General features: G+C 41.2%; 11 protein-coding genes. 8 read left to right on the top strand and 3 right to left on the bottom strand.

The annotated features are described in order from the left end of the window. Positions 1 to 32 precede the first annotated feature (32 nt). Positions 33 to 1307 (top strand): peptidase U32 family protein, encoded by a 1275-nt coding sequence (locus tag ACYQ3L_RS10420; RefSeq protein ID WP_379996148.1) that lies wholly within the window; start codon positions 33 to 35, stop codon positions 1305 to 1307. A gap of 43 nt (positions 1308 to 1350) precedes the next feature. On the opposite strand, the gene ACYQ3L_RS10415 is transcribed toward ACYQ3L_RS10420, so the two are convergent. The 3 genes from ACYQ3L_RS10415 to ACYQ3L_RS10405 form a co-directional block, all read right to left on the bottom strand. Continuing rightward, positions 1351 to 3231 (bottom strand): M56 family metallopeptidase, encoded by a 1881-nt coding sequence (locus ACYQ3L_RS10415; RefSeq protein WP_379996150.1) that lies wholly within the window; start codon positions 3229 to 3231, stop codon positions 1351 to 1353. A gap of 32 nt (positions 3232 to 3263) precedes the next feature. Continuing rightward, positions 3264 to 3620, bottom strand: coding sequence for a BlaI/MecI/CopY family transcriptional regulator (locus ACYQ3L_RS10410; protein ID WP_379996152.1), 357 nt, complete (start codon positions 3618 to 3620; stop codon positions 3264 to 3266). A gap of 231 nt (positions 3621 to 3851) precedes the next feature. Beyond that, a complete protein-coding gene (locus ACYQ3L_RS10405) occupies positions 3852 to 4517 on the bottom strand; it encodes an OmpA family protein (RefSeq protein WP_379996154.1) in 666 nt (221 codons plus the stop codon). A 327-nt stretch (positions 4518 to 4844) separates the two neighbouring features. Here ACYQ3L_RS10405 and ACYQ3L_RS10400 point away from each other — a divergent pair, with 327 nt between their 5' ends. The 7 genes from ACYQ3L_RS10400 (at position 4845) to ACYQ3L_RS10370 (ending at position 18716) form a co-directional block, all read left to right on the top strand. Beyond that, the gene (locus ACYQ3L_RS10400) at positions 4845 to 6302 is read left to right on the top strand and encodes an ATP-binding cassette domain-containing protein (protein WP_379996157.1); all 1458 of its coding nucleotides are present in this window, start codon (positions 4845 to 4847) and stop codon (positions 6300 to 6302) included. A gap of 229 nt (positions 6303 to 6531) precedes the next feature. Next, positions 6532 to 7050, top strand: coding sequence for a putative periplasmic lipoprotein (locus ACYQ3L_RS10395; protein ID WP_379996159.1), 519 nt, complete (start codon positions 6532 to 6534; stop codon positions 7048 to 7050). Between the two features lie 736 nt (positions 7051 to 7786). Continuing rightward, positions 7787 to 11821, top strand: a complete 4035-nt coding sequence (locus ACYQ3L_RS10390) for a hybrid sensor histidine kinase/response regulator transcription factor (protein ID WP_379996161.1) — start codon at positions 7787 to 7789, stop codon at positions 11819 to 11821. A 140-nt stretch (positions 11822 to 11961) separates the two neighbouring features. After that, positions 11962 to 13131, top strand: a complete 1170-nt coding sequence (locus ACYQ3L_RS10385; RefSeq protein WP_379996163.1) for a glycoside hydrolase family 88/105 protein — start codon at positions 11962 to 11964, stop codon at positions 13129 to 13131. Positions 13132 to 13171: 40 nt separating this feature from the next. Then, entirely contained in the window at positions 13172 to 13318 is a 147-nt protein-coding gene (locus ACYQ3L_RS10380; RefSeq protein ID WP_459952402.1) for a hypothetical protein, read from the top strand. A 187-nt stretch (positions 13319 to 13505) separates the two neighbouring features. Next, on the top strand, positions 13506 to 16700 hold the full coding sequence (locus ACYQ3L_RS10375; RefSeq protein WP_379996165.1) for a SusC/RagA family TonB-linked outer membrane protein: 3195 nt from the start codon (positions 13506 to 13508) through the stop codon (positions 16698 to 16700). Between the two features lie 21 nt (positions 16701 to 16721). Continuing rightward, entirely contained in the window at positions 16722 to 18716 is a 1995-nt protein-coding gene (locus tag ACYQ3L_RS10370; RefSeq protein WP_379996168.1) for a RagB/SusD family nutrient uptake outer membrane protein, read from the top strand. The last annotated feature ends 6 nt before the right edge of the window (positions 18717 to 18722 follow it).

Below are 18722 nucleotides of genomic sequence, written 5' to 3'. Positions count from 1 at the left end.
CATCTTTTCCCGTAAAATATTAAACATCCGTAATGAAAAATAATATATCCGATTTTGAGATCATGGCACCTGTAGGGTCATACGACTCACTGACAGCAGCCATACAAGGAGGAGCTGATTCTATATACTTCGGCATCGAAGGGCTGAATATGCGTGCCAGGTCATCCAATAATTTCACTATCGACGATCTGAAGCAAATAGCATCTGTCTGTAAGGAAAACGGGCTGAAAAGCTACCTTACAGTCAACACTATTATCTATGACAATGATATTGCATTGATGCATCAGATAGTAAATGCAGCCAAAGAAGCAGACCTGTCGGCCATCATTGCGTCCGATGTATCGGTAATGATGTATGCCCGCAGTATCGGTGTTGAAGTACATCTATCTACCCAGCTGAACATCACGAATACAGAAGCCCTGAAGTTTTACGGACAATTTGCCGATGTTGTGGTATTGGCCCGCGAACTGAATCTCGACCAGGTAGCGGCTATCTATAAAGATATTGTAGAACAGGACATAAAAGGCCCTAATGGCGAACTCATCCGCATAGAGATGTTTTCACATGGCGCACTCTGTATGGCTGTATCGGGTAAATGCTACCTCAGCCTGCACGAACGCGACCTTTCGGCAAACCGTGGCGCATGTAATCAGATATGCCGTCGCAGTTACATTGTAAAAGACAAAGAAACGGATATAGAGCTTGAGATAGACAACGAATACATCATGTCACCCAAAGACCTCAAAACAATCCACTTCATGAACAAAATGATGGATGCAGGTGTACGTGTGTTCAAGATAGAAGGCCGTGCCCGCGGCCCGGAATATGTCCGTACTGTAGTAGAATGCTACAAGGAAGCCATAAAAGCCTATTGTGAGGGCACATTCACTGAAGAAAAAGTCGAGAACTGGGACGAACGGCTGGCGACGGTATTCAACCGTGGGTTCTGGGATGGCTACTATCTGGGACAAAGGCTCGGCGAGTGGTCCAGCAATTACGGTTCGGGAGCTACCAAACGGAAAGTGTATATAGCAAAAGGAATCAAATACTTCTCCAATCTGGGTGTAGCTGAATTCCTGATGGAAACCCAGTCCCTGAAAGTCGGAGATGAAATATTGATTACAGGGCCTACTACCGGAGCTGTCTTCCAGACGATCGAAGAGATCCGTGTCGACCTTAAATCCGTCGAAGAAACAGTTAAAGGCGAGAAATTCTCTATAAAAGTAAGTGATAAAATCCGCCCTTCCGACAAGCTTTTCAAATTGGTAAAAGTGGAACGGAAGAAGAAATTTATAGAAAAAGCATAATCAGGAGGCTGCCTGTCATTTACTGACGGGCAGCCTCTTCCTTTTATTCCTTACACCCTGCCATATAGAAAGCGGGCGTTTTAGCTCCATCCGTTGTTATTCCATATAACTCTGTTATCTTGCCATCTTCCGGTTTTATCTTACTTCTGTCAAAAAAGACTTTACCATAGCGGCATTTATCCATAAATTTATTCCATGAATATTTCTTCCCGTCTATTACATACCAGTAAATGCGGAGATAACCGGATTCCTTCCCGTCTGCTTTTTTATTGTATGAACTTGGATAAACGGTAGTTTTGTATTCCAGATCCCTCGTGTCACTCATCATTATTACTTCGAACTTGCCTAGCGACGGATTACCAATTCTATTTTCAGACTTGTATCCGTTCTTATCTATATATGCATTCAGAGCCTTACTTACACTATCTCTCTGTTCCCTGATATCCACTGCACTTTTCTGATAATGTCGTGGAGGGGGTGGCGGCGGAGGCGTAAATTTAATATGAGATACATACCATACATCAGAAGACTTGCTTCCATCCTTAGCCACAAACTGGCACTCAACTACCTTACCACCTTGAGTTTCGGATTTTTTCTCTGCATCCGGTCTGTTCAGATATGCATCTCCGGTAACCTTATATACCGTTCCGTCATACTCATTCTTTACACCGTCTATCACATAGTAAACATGCGACCTGTCCGGAGCTTTGCCATCCACAAACATCTCCCGTAGGTACACAGGGGAAAGTAATCCCGTATTGAACACACCCTGAACCTTTACTACTTTTCCTTTTGCAAACGGAATGTACTGAGGCTCGATGAGCGAAATACTGTTAGCTTTCAAATCTTTGTATTCAGCATCAGAAACCCTGACCCCGTCTACTGTATAGTAAGCCGGATTATAATTATCGGGCTTCTGCTTCTCCTGATAGTCTTCACCTGAGCCTCCCGTAATTTTCGTTATTTCTAAAATATTTGTACTTTCGTAGTTAATCAGTGAGCTTAATGGTTCATTTACTGACGGACGGGCAAAGGCATATACAGTGAGTACACCCAGCGGGAGCAATAATAAGAGCTTCAACCGCGCCCATTTGTTCGATTTTTCTTTTAACATCATAGTAATTCGTTTTTTAATTTTACTGTGGTTAAAGCTGTTGGCTAGAGTGTAGGAGCTTGCGCCAACGGCTTTTTTCACTAATAAGAGTTGATATTTTGTTGCATCGATACCGGATTCCAAAACACTTATATCGGCCTGATATTCGTGTATATCTTTCAATTCCCTTTTCAACAGCCACACGGCCGGATTAAACCATTGTACAAGAATAATCAATTCCATATAGATCAAATCGAGAGAATGACAATGTGTGATATGAGCTATCTCATGCGTTATGATTTCCGAAGGGTTGCCGACATAGTCCGCTTTTGATAAAACAATATACCTACCCCAGCTAAAAGGATTTATATCAGAAGTAACAATAACAAATATATGCTGTCCTTGTACAATCTTACGCCCGCCGCGGATAAGGCGATACATCGAATAAACGGATTTTGCCAGTATTATAAGATTGATTCCGCCGCCTATCAGGTATATAAGCAACAATACTGTACCAATTGAAATAGCCGGATTCTCAGGTTCGGATAAAGAAGGCAAAACGCTTACTTCATATTGATATAGTTGCGGATGAGAAGGTTCTTCAACAGGCATGAGAGCCTCTTCTACCAGAGCAAAAGGTTTCTGTATGCTACTGTATTCTTGGATATTCACTTCTGCAAGAGGTAAAGTTAAGCAGGCTGCCGTACCAATAAGTATGACCGCGCGGTTGAAACGATGAAAAGTTTCATTAGTCAGAAATGCTCTCACCCAAATGTAAAATAGAGTAAGACACGTCGCGGTTTTGAATATATATAGAAGAAATACTTCCATTGTTTTCCGGGATTTAAGGCATTTATATTTCCCTACTTATTCTTGATCTGACGTATCAGTTCCTGCAATTCATCGATCGACAGCTTTTCTTCTTCAATCAAAGATGAAACAACACGAGTGTACGAATTGCCGAAATACTTATCCACCACATTGCTAAGTGTACTTTTCCGGTAATCATCTTCCGATACTAAAGCATAATACTGATATGTATTCCCGTAAGCTTTATAACCTATATACCTCTTTTCCTCCAATGTGCGCACAATCGTGGAAAGGGTATTATAATGGGGCTTCGGATCGTCCTGAAAATCAAGCAATTCACGTACAAACATCGGACCATTACTCCAGAAACAGGCAAGAATTTCTTCTTCTTTTTGCGTCAGTTTTTTCATGGAAATATTCTTTTATAATAACTATATTACAAACGTAACTATATTTCCCAGTAATACAACTATAAAATATAGTTACACCACTATTATTAACAATAATTAACTAAAATGTAGTGCAGTAACATGTGCCTATCAATAATACATTTATATAGCAACTAATGAATTACGAGATATTTAAAGAAAAAAAGACCGCTGATTTAGCGGCCTTTCTCATTTTATATATAAGTAATTCTTTTATGGATTTATCAGGAACAATACTGCCCTGTTCTTATCATTATCAAGTTCGAACGGTTGCAATCCGTCACCTTTCCAGTTAACGGAAATTCTATTCTTATTGATACCATACTTCTCTTCCAATGCCTTTGCTACCGCGTTTGACCTCTCTTTCGACAAGCGTAGATTAATAGCCGCATTCCCTGTTTTCTTATCGGCATATCCTGTAACAACGACAGTAGACCCGGGATTTGTATTCAGATAATTAACAGCCAGTTCAATTTTAGACCATTCCGACTCATCGATCACCCATTTATTAATTCGGAAAAACACCGGATCCGGCAAAAAGAATGGCTGGCGTCTTACTGGTGGCTCCGGAGCTGGGGTTTGAGATAATGTTGGTGGTGTAACTTCTATTTTAGGGGCTTCCGGTTGCGGAGCCGGAGGAGCTAAAATATCGGGACAATCGAAATATTTCCTGCGTTTAGCCATATTCGACTGGCTCACATTTAATTGTTGCGCACTCCTTTTTACAACTATTACTTCCTCTCCGCTATTCAGTTGAAGAAGTACGGAATCTCTGGAAGTTTCACAATTACAAGGGTCTTTAACCTTATTGTTTTGTGCACTTAAAGAAAAAGTCAATACCCAGAACAGGATTGGCAGTAATAAAAATCTTATTTTCATAATTTCATATGGTGTTAAGGTAATACCTAATTTATAGTTTTAGTAAGTCTTTTTTTCTAGAATACAAATTTATACATTATTCTGATATTATTTTTTATTTTTTACGAAAAGATTCATTTTTAACGATAAATATAGGTATTTCAGCTTTTTAATCAAGAAAAAAACGGGTTTTAAGATCAGGCGATAATCTATAACACCAATGTCATCCGGAAAAAGCAAGAGACAGAAAAATATAAATAAAACACTACTTTTGTTACTCTTTTAAGCAGCGTACATTAACGGGATAAAACAATTTCCGTTTTTAATTACTATTTCACATAAGAAAAAATGGGACAAGAAACAATCATAGAAATATCAGCGGCTATACCCCGTCTGGAATATTTGCAATTTGAAAAAGCTATAGACTGGCAGATCAAAAACGGGGAACACTGGGCCGTCGTCGGTCCCAATGGAAGCGGTAAGACCGTATTGACTGATATCCTGTTGGGAAAATACGCTCTCAAAACGGGTGAAATAATATGTAAAGACAGGGATGGAAAAGCTTTACCGGTTTCGTCTGTTGTCAAAAGTGTCGCTTTCCGCGATATATACAGCATCATAGATTCTCAAAACAGCTATTATCAGCAACGATGGAACAAGGGTGACGAACAGGAGATCCCATTGGTAAAAGAACTTGTATCTGCAGCCGATCCGCTATGGCTGGATACTTTGCTCGGTTGGTTCGGTATATCCGAACTGATGGACAAGGAAGTGAATATGCTATCGAGTGGGGAGCTTCGCAAGTTCCTTATTGTACGTTCACTGCTATCCAGACCCCGGATACTTATACTGGACAATCCGTTCATAGGGTTGGATGCGGCTTCACGTACCGTTTTAAACAACCTCCTGGCTCGTTTGGCGGAACTGGAAAACCTTCAGATCGTATTGGTTCTTTCCAACCCTCATGATATACCGGTGGCTGTCACACATATATTGCCTGTATATAACAAACGGATATTACCGGCTCTTTCCCGTACGGCTTTCCTGGACGATACAGGTCTGATAAATTCATTATTCAGACAGGCAGCCAACATAGATACAACTTTGCTGAAAGATAATTCCGGCAAACAGCCATATTCTTTCGAATACGCGGCGGACATGAAGAACATACATATCCGGTACGGAGAACGTACGATACTCAAAGAGTTGAACTGGCAGGTAAGACGCGGCGAAAAATGGGCTTTACTGGGTGTTAACGGTTCTGGAAAATCGACTCTGCTAAGTCTTATTTGTGGAGATAATCCGCAAGCTTACGCAAACGACATTACCCTTTTTGACCGGAAGCGGGGTACAGGAGAAAGCATCTGGGATATAAAGAGGCGTATTGGTTATGTTTCTCCCGAAATGCATCTCTATTATCAGAAAAACGTAAGATGTCTGGACGTTGTAGGCTCAGGATTCTTTGATACAATAGGGCTGTACCGCAAATGTAACCCGGAGCAGGAAAACCTTGCGTTGGAATGGATGGAGGCTTTCAATATCGGGCATCTTAAAGACATCTCTTTTCTTAATGTATCGTCAGGAGAGCAGCGTCTGGTTCTATTAGCGCGGGTATTTGTGAAAAATCCTGATCTGCTGATACTGGATGAGCCGTTGCACGGGCTTGACGCCGCAAACAAAAAGCGAGTGAAGAAACTGATAGAAAGCTTCTGCGATACGGATAAATCTCTCATTTATGTAACGCATTATGAAGATGAGATCCCTGATATAGTGGATAAACGGTTAGTGTTGACCAAAAATAAGTAAATCCCCTTCTTCAATTCACCCCAAGGCGTTGCGGTTGGACTGAAATCACGATATACTATAGCCCGGAGTATCGCCCCGGGTATGGATAACGCGTCTGAAACCGCACCCTGAAACAACGTTCGGCAGAGCAAAGCGACGCCAATGGGCAGCGTATAAATTTTTGTCATGACTAAGAAAAAACATTCCGATCTGTAAATTGTTAATATAGAGAATTTAATAAAATAATTTTATGAGAACGATATTATCTGTTGCAGCCTTGTCTTTACTGGTTTCAGCATGCATCCAAAACAAAAGCAATGATATACCCAAGAACGATCCGGCTATGGAAACATCTGCGGCCGGCAATGATTCCCAGTATCTGAAAGACATTGAATTGACGGATGTAGATGGCTATTTTTCCACAAAAAGAGTAACTGCACCTGAAGTTATGCTATTGAACGAAACTGACTTCGATAAACATTTTCACCCTGCAAAGACATTGGACAATGTACTGACCATGATAGATTTTGACACCCAAAGAGTCGGCGCTATTATTTTACCGGAAACAAAGAACGCAGTTACAATCTCATTAGACAGCCCGTATATAGAAGGAAGAACCCTCAATATTGTATATTCGATTATGCAGGAATCTTCCGAACGGTCATTTACAATAGCTCCGGTTAAAGTTTTTACTTTTGATGCCAGTTTAAATATAGACTCCGTTGCTTTCCTCAATGGAGATTCTGTTGTAAAGTTTGCGGTTAAATAATTTATTCAACATGTTTAACGAAACTCTGACCAATAGGATGAATATGCCTTCTGTTATATACAAAAGTGCAGAATCTCTGTGCTGCACAAACTATGGCAGTTCCCATGCCTCTCATATATAAATAGTATATACTCTGTACTTACGGTTTTTCAGACCGGGCCTTGCCCTGCAATAAATAGATAAATTATCCTGCCGATGCCATTATCGGCAGGATAATTTATCTATAGCATATACCCTTTGTTCAGCGGAGCAAAAAGATACAGGATAAAAACTATTGAAAAATGTGTTACCTTTGTTACTTTTTAACAGTTAGGGGTTAAAAGATACTCTATTTTATTTCACGCAAAGGCGCGAAGTTTTTACAAGCTATGGATTGTTAACTGATGACTGATGACTGTAAAAGCTGTTAACTGAAAAGACTGTTACCGTTTTGTATCAGTGGCATAATGACGGATGTGATGGTTGCAGGAAATAAGCGGCTGTTCCTATCTGGTTTAAGCTGGATGTGCCGCAATTTCATCGCCCCATCTGACCTGTTCTTAAAATTTTTCATCTATAAAAATGAAAAGTACACTATTGGAATATGTATGCTAAAATTTGATATAATCATCTGATATTTTCAACTATTAAACCGGTTCTTCATAGAAAAACGAATAATTTTGTTCAAGAACATTCTTTATGAATAGAAACATTTGAGTTAACCCAAATTTATCACGTCTAGTTTTCCTGAAAAATAATGAAATATAGCCTCAACATTGTTCTTTTACTACTGGTAAGCATATGTATATATTCCCAAGATACATACCTGTTCAGAACCCTTTCCCCAAAAGGAGGATTCTATTATGACGGGGTACAGGATATAATTCAGGATGATGACGGCTTTATGTGGATATCCCTTGAAAATGACCTGCAACGTTTTGACGGATATGAATATAAAAAGTATTCATCTCAATTCCAGAATACGGATATTCCCACAACCTGCCTTTTTCACAATATGTATAAAGATATCCGGGGTTGTCTTTATGTCTCCACCAGTAACGGGCTTTTCAAATACCATAAGCAATCCGATTCTTTCCAGCAAATAACGGAGGGGGATATAGCTGCCATATCAATAGATATCAAAGATAATATATGGTATATATCAAAAGGAACGCTCTGCCGGATCAAAAAAGCAGGGGACAAACCCGAACCGGTCCTATATAACCAAATGCCGATGAACAACATCGGATACATTGCTAAAGGAGAATCCGGAATGTATTTTGCTTCATATTATAACAGGATTTATTATAGCAGCTATGAAAATCCGGGGGAAGTTACCCTTTTCCATCTTCTTCCTTCAGATCACTCTATTGCAGGAATCAGGCAAATAGACGGATATCTTTGGATACTGACAAAGAAGCATGGTGTTCTTAAAATGAATATTTTATCCCGTGAGATCGAAGAACAATTGTTATTTCGCGATAAAAATGAGAATACACCTCTCCATACGTTTTATGTGGATAAAAATGGCAAAATATGGATCGGTACGCAAAAAGGATTGTATATAGTGAATCCTGTAACCAAAGAACACCGGCTATACCTTCATTCAAAGTCGGACAAGTTCAGTTTGCCGAACAACTCGGTGTGGGTAATAGCCGGGGACCGTTATAAAAACGTATGGATAGGAACTTATGCAGGAGGTTTATGTTATGTAAACCTGGATGAAAATACTGCATTCAGAACATATACGCCTTTTGAGAGCTCGCTAAATCATAATCTGGTCAGTAGTTTTGCCGAAGATGGGAACTCTTTATGGATAGGCACAGAAGGCGGAGGATTGAACTGTCTGGATAAAAATACCGGCATGTTTACATCTTACCAGCATATGGATAACAGTAACAGCCTGTCATACAACAATGTCAAGTCGATAGCATTTGATTCCGAAAAAAAACTGTGGATTGCCATGTATAGGGGTGGCCTTGATTGTTTCGACACGAAAACAAAGAAATTCAGCCACTTTCTTAATAATCCGGGTGATAAAGAAAGCTTATACAGTAACGATCTCAGAAAGATTGTCCTCGAAGGGGATTCGGCGTTATGGATCGCATATCAGGCCAACCGTTCACTCATATCATATTTGTCGTTCAAAAGCGGAAAATTCACACATTATCCTTTTGACAAAAATGCTTATATACTCGACATGCAAAAAGACAATGACGGAAACCTGTGGATCATTACGCATGAACGGTTTTACAGGATGAATATAAAAACAAGGATTGTAGAAAATATTTCTTCCAAAGAACAGGAAACCCTTAATGCCCAGTCATTTTGCATGGATGCGGAAAATAATGTATGGATAGGGACAGTAGGGCGCGGACTTGTGAAGTATGATACTTCCGCGTCCCGGTTCATATCTTTCCGGGACATACTGAATTTTAATGTATCTGCCATATACAGCATGTGTTCCGATAACTCGGGATACCTATGGCTGGGTACGGACAACGGATTATTCAGGTATAACCCGGGAGATAATTCTTATCACAGGTTTGACGAAAGCGACGGGCTTCAGGGCCAGGTGTATTATCCTCTGGCTTCTTTTAAAAGCCGCACGGGGGAACTTTATTTTGGTGGCACCAATGGCTTTACAGCCATTAATCCTCAGAATATTAAATTCAATTCTCTCATACCGGAGGTCATTATTTCCGATTTTTATATAGATAATGTTCCTGTAACGTCAGGATCGGATATATTAAACAATGAGATTATATTGAATCATAATCAGGCGAATTTCGGATTCCGCTTTTCTTCAGATAATTATCTGTCCCCCCATAAGAATATGTTCAGGTACCGCTTACGGGGATACGACGACCGCTGGATAACCGTTGATGCTTCCAGCCGTACGGCCATGTATTCGAAAGTTCCTGCCGGGACATACTATTTTGAAATATCAGCAGCCAACAATGATGGTATATGGAATAATACGCCGACAGTTATAAAAATAGAGCGCAGGCCGGCTCCTTGGGTAAGCTGGCCAGCTTATTTACTGTATACGGTTTTGGTATTATCAGTCCTGGGCATCATTCTACATTATTACAAGGACAAAAGAAAATTAAAAATGCAGCTTTACCTTGACAATCTCGACAGGCTGAAAAAAGAAGAGATCCACCAGTCTCAATTACGTTTTTTTACCAATATATCGCATGATTTCAGGACACCGCTATCACTAATCCTCGCCTCGGTAGATAATCTGAAACAGGAAGGACTGAAAGAATATTATTACCGTATACTGCATAACAATGCCCAACGGCTTCTAAACCTGGTAAACGAACTGATGGATTTCAGGACTGTGGAGAACGGTAAAATGCAATTACAGGTTCAACATCTTAATATAAACCGTCTGGTTACTGATTTGTCATGCGATTTCAGGGATTATGCTCAAAAACGCCATATAAGATTTGAAATAAAATGTGATCCCCGTATTCCTGAAACACTCTGCGCAGACAAGCAAATAGTGGAAAAGGTTGTGATGAACCTCCTGAATAACGCTTTTAAATATACAAAGGATGGTGGTGAGATCGTTATAGAAACATATTCCCACTATTCTGAATTTTCATCAAAGTATAAATACAGCCACACGATTCTTGAAAATCCCATTCCTGAAAATGCTTTTCTTCTGGTTGTCCGCGATACCGGAGTAGGTATATCCGGGAATTCAATCGGTACTGTTTTTGAAAGGTTCTACAAAGTAAATACAGCGAACCTGAATGAACATCTTGGGACCGGAATAGGTTTGGCTTTGGTCAAAAGCCTGATATTATTACACAAAGGTACAATTTCCATTTTCAGTGAGAGGGATAAGGGTACTGACATTGTAGTTTATCTTCCTGCCGACGGATCGGTTTATGATGAATCCGAGTTCGATGATACAGGAAAGAAGGAAGATGAATCTATAAGCAGGGAATTATTACCCAAAAGCAATAGAGGCAATCCGGACAGTATGGACGATATATTCCTGCGCAATAAAAAGAGGATACTGATAGTTGAAGACAATACCGACCTGAAAATTCTCCTGTCGAATTTTTTATCACAACATTACGAGATAATTTCGGCTGCCGATGGAGTCGAGGCTTCCTGTATTTTGGAAGACACAGATGTGGATCTCATTCTCAGCGATATAATGATGCCCCTGAAAAACGGGGTCGAACTACTGCGTGAAGTGAAAGAGGATATAAATACATCCCATATACCGTTTATTTTGCTGACTGCAAAAACAGGGCTGGAGTCTAAGATAGAAGGTGCCGGGTCCGGAGCAGATATTTACTTTGAAAAACCCGTCGACCTGAATTTGTTATTGTTGTCTATCCAAAATATCTTCAAACGCCAGCAAAACCTGAGGGAATATTATGCAAAGAACTATTACGTGGACAGTGCCGAACTATCAGCAAATGAACAGGACAATATTTTCCTGAAAAGATTGATAGAAACCATAGAGGTAAATCTTAACCAACCCAATATAGATGTTAATTATATCGCTTCCGAATTATCCATGAGCCGGAGCAAACTGTATTCAAAAGTGAAGACTCTTACAGATAAATCCATTGTCGAATTTATTCTGAATTACAGGTTGAGGAAAGCGGCACGGCTGATTATCGAGCAGGATATGTCTATACTTCAGGTAATGGATAAAGTCGGTATCAAAAGCCAGTCTTATTTTTCAAAGGCTTTTAAAATCGAATTCGGAGAAACACCTGCTGCTTTTGCTGCGAAGCATAAAAGAAAAACAAATCCTTAACTGATTTTCATTCCTTACAATACCGCATGAACAAACAGATTGACATTTAGAGCAAAAAATAAAGCAATAATAGCATATCAAAAATACCTGCTCTTAGTCGTACCTAAAATACATTTGTTTAACTTTTTTAAACAGATGCTATGAGAAACAAAACGAAGTATAGTCCCGACTATACTCTTCTGCATTATTTATTATATATGTTCATGCTGGCAGGATGTACCATCTACCCTTACGGTTATGTCTTATCATCCACAATAGATAAACACTCCACCAAATCGGCAATGAAAAAAGTTGCCGACTGGCAAATCGGCAATTTCAGGTATTCCACGATCGGGAATCTGCACGATTACGGAATAGACGCATGGACAAACGCTACCTTATATATTGGTATGACCGAATGGGCAAAAATTGCGGGCGATTCAACTTACTATCACTGGCTGACTGATATAGGTTTAGCCGGTAACTGGAAGTTAGCCGCCAATTTTGCAAGCTATCCCAAATACCGGATGTATCATGCAGACGAGTTGTGTATCGGACAGTTTTATCTGAATATGTTTGATTTATACGGAGATGAAAAAATGGCATCTTCCACAATAGAAAGACTCGACTGGATAATAGACAATCCCCAAGATTCAACAATGCTTATATCCAATAAGCAGTCATGGACATGGTGCGATGCTTTATTCATGGCTCCGGCTGTGTACGCACACGCGGCAAAAATCAAGGGAGATGACAGATATCTTGAATACATGGACAGGGAGTTCAAAAGAACATATAACTTCTTATACGATAAGGAAAACAGGCTGTTCTTCAGGGATAGCAGTTACTTTGACAAGACAGAAGAAAACGGAGAAAAGGTCTTCTGGGGAAGAGGTAACGGTTGGGTCGCCGCAGGACTTGTAAATATATTGAAGCTACTGCCCGAAAATTCCGCTTACCGCCCTTTCTACGAAAACTTATTCAGGGAATTTATACCCCGCCTGGCCACATTGCAAAGCCCCACCGGCTTCTGGCATGCAAGCCTTTTAGATCCTGAAAGCTATCCTTCTCCGGAAACCAGTGCGACGGCCCTTATCACATATGCCTTAGCTTACGGAATCAATGATGGATTACTGGGAAAGGAAGAGTACAAGCCTGCTTTGAAAAAATCGTGGGACGCCCTGCTCTCGACCATAGATAAAGATGGAAAGCTCGGCTGGGTACAACCTATCGGAGCGGACCCTAAAAAAGTGACCGGAGACATGACCGCCAGTTATGGTGTGGGAGCTTTTCTTCTGGCCGGGAGCGAGATATTCAGAATTAATAAGTAAAAAGACATGTCGCATTGCAAATTAAAGCGGTCCGGATCATATGAAAGCACAAAATAAAACACACAATTTATCGTTTTTTAATTCTCATTATTTGGGAGTTACACCTATTTTATTAGAGAGAGAGAGAGAGAGAGAGAGAGAGAGAGAGAGAGAGAGAGAGAGAGAGAGAGAGAGAGCTATCGTATAATTTTTTTCTTTATTTCAAAGAAAAAGTACCTTCTTTTATTAGAGAACAAAGGATGCTTATCCGGAACTTTCAGGTTTCCGGATAAGCATCCTTTGTTCTGCATTTATACTTAAGTAACCTTAGAATTTCCAGTATTCATAACCCGAAATGATACCAAAATTCATTTATCTTATTAAATCTATGTTATATGAAACATTTATCAAAAAAGAAATGTGTTATTGAATTATCCTCTGGCAGGATATTCATGTTACTGTTATTCACTTTTATGTCGATAGCTTGTATCAAAGCCCAGACAATTAGCGGAACGGTAACGGACGATAAGAACGAACCTCTCATAGGGGTCAGTGTCGCCGTAAAGAATACGACTAAAGGAACGATGACCGATGTTGATGGGAAATATAATATCACCGTTAACGATCAAAACGCCGTTTTGGTATTCTCACTGGTCGGATATGCGAAGCAGGAGATTCAGACAGGCTCTAAGACTGTGATTAATGTGCAGCTTGCGGAAGATTCAAAGCTGTTGGATGAGGTTGTAGTTGTGGGGTTCGGTACCCAAAAGAAAGTGAATCTTACCGGAGCTGTAAGTGCGGTAGGAGCCGAAGCTTTCGAAAACCGGCCCGTGACAAATATCGGGCAGGCATTACAAGGTGTTGTCCCTAACCTGAATATTACTATGGGTGATGGAAAGCCTTCCACTGTGCCAAACTTTAATATCCGTGGAACTACTTCGATTGATTACAATTCAACTGACAATAGATGGGAATTAAAAAATGGAGAACCATTGATTCTGGTTGATGGAGTAGAGATGAGTTCTACATTGGTAAATCAAATGAACCCAAACGACATAGAGGGTATGAGCGTCATCAAAGACGCATCGGCTTCTGCTATTTACGGGACAAAAGCGAGCCGTGGCGTCGTGCTGATCACCACCAAGTCGGGTAAGTTCAATCAGAAAGGAAAAATAAGTTACAGTTACGATATTTCATGGGATAAACCTTCGGCTCTTCCCGATATTATGAATGCATACGAAATTCAACGCTTTGTAATGCAAAACTCAGAATGGACGCTTGGTACTGTCAGTGATCTGGATAAGAGAAAAATGGAAGCCATAGAGAAATATATGGCAGACCCGAACAATCCAGATAATCGTTATATGATGAACGGAAATTCTATCGTATGGGTAGGAGATATGAATCCTTACAAATTGGTTGTGCGTGACTGGACCCCGACACAAAAACACAACCTGAGCATATCAGGTGGTACGGAAAAAGTTGCCTATCATCTTTCGCTGGGTTACCTCTCCGAAGATGGTATGTATAAGATAGGCGAAGATAAATATAACCGCTACAATATAGCTACTCGCTTTAACGCGAAAGTAACAAACTGGTTTAACCTCGAAACAAAGGTTAATTATAATCGTTACAGTTATGACGAGCCATATGTACCTAGTTACAAGGGGAATATATGGTCTGTATTGAAACAGGACGCCGACAAGAATATCAATATGCCTATCAAAACACTGGCTTCCGATCCGAGCGGTGAACAATGGACGGATAATTACCTCGCATGGCTGGATTATGGCAACAGGACGGTTACAAACAGATGGACTACAGCTTTATCCGTATCTCCGGAATTTATTGTTATCCCGAATACGTTGAAACTCAAGGCGGATCTTTCCTATCTACCGCAAGGGCGCACAATGAGGCGCAAAGACCCTTCGCATTACTATATCACTTATACATGGTCACCGGTAAGCGAACAGCAAGAATATAAAGAAAACCGCGGAAGATTTGAGAAAGATGTTACCGACAATTACCAAATCAATGTGTATGCAGATTTTAACAAAACATTCAAAGAAAAGCATACACTTTCGGCTATACTCGGGTTCAATCAGGAATATGTGGAATACAGCCAGTCTGTTCTTAACCTTCGTAATCTATTTTCACCGGATGTCTTAAATCCTAATGCAACGGAAGACCCGACTTTAAATACAATGGAAACCTCGGCACAAAAGAGAACCGGAAGAGCAGTGTTTGGCAGGATCAACTATAATTATGCTAATAAATACTTGTTCGAAGTAAACGGACGCTACGATGGCAGCAGCCGTTTTACACAGGACGGACGCTACTTTTTCTTTCCATCTTTCTCTGCCGGATGGAGGATATCGGAAGAACAATTCATGGATGTTTCGAAAGAATGGCTCTCAAACCTGAAAATAAGGGTTTCGTATGGTAAACTTGGTAGCCAACCCGATTCCTATTACCCATATCAGCCATCAATGAGCTCAACAAGTTCCAATTACTGGATTGGTGGGAATTGGAGTAACACGGTTAATGCGCCTAATTTGGTGTCTCCTTATCTGACCTGGGAAAAAACGGCAACCACCAACTTTGGGTTGGATGCGACCTTCCTTAACCGTTTGAATTTTTCATTGGATATATTCGAACGCAAAGTTTCCGATATTCTTGTAGAAGGAAGCGCCGCGTATCCGAATTTATTGGGTGCGACACCACCTCGTGAAAATTCCGGCGTCATCAGGGGGAGAGGATGGGAACTTACATTGGAATGGAAAGATAAATTAGCCAACGGTTTGCAGTATAATGCAGGACTTGTCCTGTCAGATGCTGTGACCAAAGTGCTGAACTATCCGTCCAATGCTATAAAAACACTAGGTGACTATATGTACTATAATGGTATGACCGTAGGTGAAATCTGGGGATATGAGACAGGTGGCATTCTGCAGGCGGAAGACCTCGTGCTAAATGGCAATCAATATGTTTTCTATGGTCCCCAGCATTCGGGCAATCTTTATCCGGGCGATCCGTGGCTGAAAGACCTGAATGGCGACGGAGTCATCAACACAGGCTCCAACACTGCCGACGATCCGGGAGACAGGCGGATTATAGGGAACAATACACCGCGTTATAAATTCGGTGTCACACTGGGAGCTTCGTGGAAAGGTTTCGACCTCAGCATGTTGCTGCAGGGGGTAGTTAAACGTGATTTATGGATAGGCAGTACAACTTACTGGGGTGGAGGTACTAACAATGCCGGTAGTAAATGGATGTACGAGCGCTCATGGAAACCCGATCAGACAGACGCGAATTTTCCTCGTTACAGGTCTGCGGCAGGGGCGCCATCCGTCCAGACCGGCTGGTTGGTAAACGGAGCTTACCTGCGTATGAAGCAGGCAGTATTAGGTTATACCGTTCCGGCGTCTTTACTGAAAAAACTGCATGTCGAAAAGTTACGCTTTACATTGTCGGGATACAACCTGTTTGAGATTACGGAAGTACCATCAATTTTCGACCCGGACCAGATTTCGGACAGCTATCCTCAGAAAAGGACGATTGCTCTGGGCGCTCAGATCACTTTTTAAACATTAATAATGAACCAAGTTATGAAAAAAATAATAAAATATATAGCGATCGGTTGTGTTTCGACAGGCTTCGCGTTAAGCTCGTGTAACGATGTTTTTATGCAGCAAGATCCTATCCAAGACCTCGCCGAGGGCGTGTTTTTGAAGAACGAAGGCGACCTGCCTTTGTACCTTAATCAGCTGTATAATATATATGCGCAGGGGCATCAGTCAGGCAACGCCTATTCTTACAGCCCTCCGTTTTTTATTACGCGTGGAAGCCAGATTATGTATGGCGATATATTTACCGACAATGCCATCGGATTCAGCAACACTTCCGGCGATATTGTAAATCGTATGCAAGATACCTGGCCGGTACCGTCCAGTGCGACAACTTCGCTTGATGATGCCAACAACACAGGCTGGAGATGGAATAATCTGCGTACCATTAATTATTTCCTCAATCACTATCGTGAGGCGGAAGGATCTGTGAGCAGCCCGGAACTTTTAAATAAATATGCAGCGGAAGCCTATTTCTTCAAGGCTTGGGACTATTACCAAAAAATAGTCGCTTTTGGTGAAGTACCATGGCTGGAGAAGGATTTGAATATAGATTCTCCCGAATTGTATTCTCCGCGTACTTCCCGTGCAGAACTTGCCGACAAGATACTGGAATGCCTCAACTATGCCGTACAGTATACAAGCACTCAGGTAGGGGCGACCGGGCGTATCAACCGTGATATGGCAAATTTCCTGAAAGCGCGTTTTTGTCTGTTTGAAGGCACTTTCCGCAAATATCATACGGAACTGAACCTGCAAGCGACTGCCAACCGGTTCCTCCAGGAATGCGCTACAGCATGTAATGAAATCATATCTTCCGGTAAATACCAATTATACAATGTACCGAGCGAGGTAGGGAATGACCCTTACTGGCACCTATTCAAATTGAATGGGATGACAGGCGGCGATCACAAAGAAGCGATTCTCGCGCGTGTATATGACGGCTCTAAACTCGGGCACGGAACTTCCCGCTACTTCAGTATGAACAGAGGAAATGCCAGCGGACGATATTGTAAAGGGGCAACGAAAGACCTGATAGACGAATATTTATGTATAGACGGGTTACCGGTTACTTCAAGCCCGCTTTTCAAAGGTTATGACGGTGACGACTGGCGCGAACTGGATAACCGTGATCCACGCCTGCGGCAAACTGTAGTGAAACCGGGTGAATACATTACTATTTTCAACAGGGACGAAAACGGTGGCGTAATTAATCAGACGCTGCAAGGCCTTAAATATCCCGAAATCACTTACAATTGTCCTACTGCCAACCAGACGCCGACCGGCGGTCCTTGTGTCACCGGCTATATGTTTATCAAACACTGGACAAATGAACCAATAGACAATGGTTCTACAACGAGTGGAACGCAGACAGCACTGATTTTCCGTTATGCAGAAGCTTTGCTGATGTATGCGGAAGCCAAAGCAGAACTGGGTACAATTACCAATGGAGACCTCGATCTTACCGTCAATGCCTTACGCCTGCGGGCCGGTTTTGACTTCACGAAATATCCCAACAGCAAGCTGACTTTACAGAATATCCCTGCTGACGCCCGTCTGGACAATCTGTATCAGCAATATGCCGGATATGTTCCTGGGCCAATACTTCGTGAAATACGCCGCGAACGCCGCATAGAAATGGCTATGGAAGGTCTTCGCCGCGAAGATTTGGTACGCTGGAAAGCCGGTAAATTTATAGAAAAGCCTATAAGGGGCATGAAATTTACGGCAGAAAAACAAAAACTATATGACGGAACAAACACAAGCAAAGCTAAGGATGCGCCGAAAGCGACACTTAATTCGGATGTCTTTGTAGACAGTGAAGGCTTTATCATTGGTTATCCGAAAAGTCCGAATGTAACAAATGGTGTTGTAAAATGGAACGACAAGTATTATTATAATCCGATTCCTTTGCAGGAACTTGAGTTAAACAAGAATTTGACGCAAAGTCCCCAATGGCAAGATATAAAACGTTAATTAGTA

It is taken from the genome of Dysgonomonas termitidis, from assembly GCF_054657735.1.
This window is presented reverse-complemented; position numbering and strand designations above follow the sequence as displayed.

Coding starts and splice junctions, on each gene's coding strand:
- ACYQ3L_RS10420 (WP_379996148.1), top strand. CDS start 33: ATGAAAAATAATATATCCGATTTTGAGATCATGGCACCTGTAGGGTCA.
- ACYQ3L_RS10415 (WP_379996150.1), bottom strand. CDS start 3,231: ATGGAAGTATTTCTTCTATATATATTCAAAACCGCGACGTGTCTTACT.
- ACYQ3L_RS10410 (WP_379996152.1), bottom strand. CDS start 3,620: ATGAAAAAACTGACGCAAAAAGAAGAAGAAATTCTTGCCTGTTTCTGG.
- ACYQ3L_RS10405 (WP_379996154.1), bottom strand. CDS start 4,517: ATGAAAATAAGATTTTTATTACTGCCAATCCTGTTCTGGGTATTGACT.
- ACYQ3L_RS10400 (WP_379996157.1), top strand. CDS start 4,845: ATGGGACAAGAAACAATCATAGAAATATCAGCGGCTATACCCCGTCTG.
- ACYQ3L_RS10395 (WP_379996159.1), top strand. CDS start 6,532: ATGAGAACGATATTATCTGTTGCAGCCTTGTCTTTACTGGTTTCAGCA.
- ACYQ3L_RS10390 (WP_379996161.1), top strand. CDS start 7,787: ATGAAATATAGCCTCAACATTGTTCTTTTACTACTGGTAAGCATATGT.
- ACYQ3L_RS10385 (WP_379996163.1), top strand. CDS start 11,962: ATGAGAAACAAAACGAAGTATAGTCCCGACTATACTCTTCTGCATTAT.
- ACYQ3L_RS10380 (WP_459952402.1), top strand. CDS start 13,172: ATGAAAGCACAAAATAAAACACACAATTTATCGTTTTTTAATTCTCAT.
- ACYQ3L_RS10375 (WP_379996165.1), top strand. CDS start 13,506: ATGAAACATTTATCAAAAAAGAAATGTGTTATTGAATTATCCTCTGGC.
- ACYQ3L_RS10370 (WP_379996168.1), top strand. CDS start 16,722: ATGAAAAAAATAATAAAATATATAGCGATCGGTTGTGTTTCGACAGGC.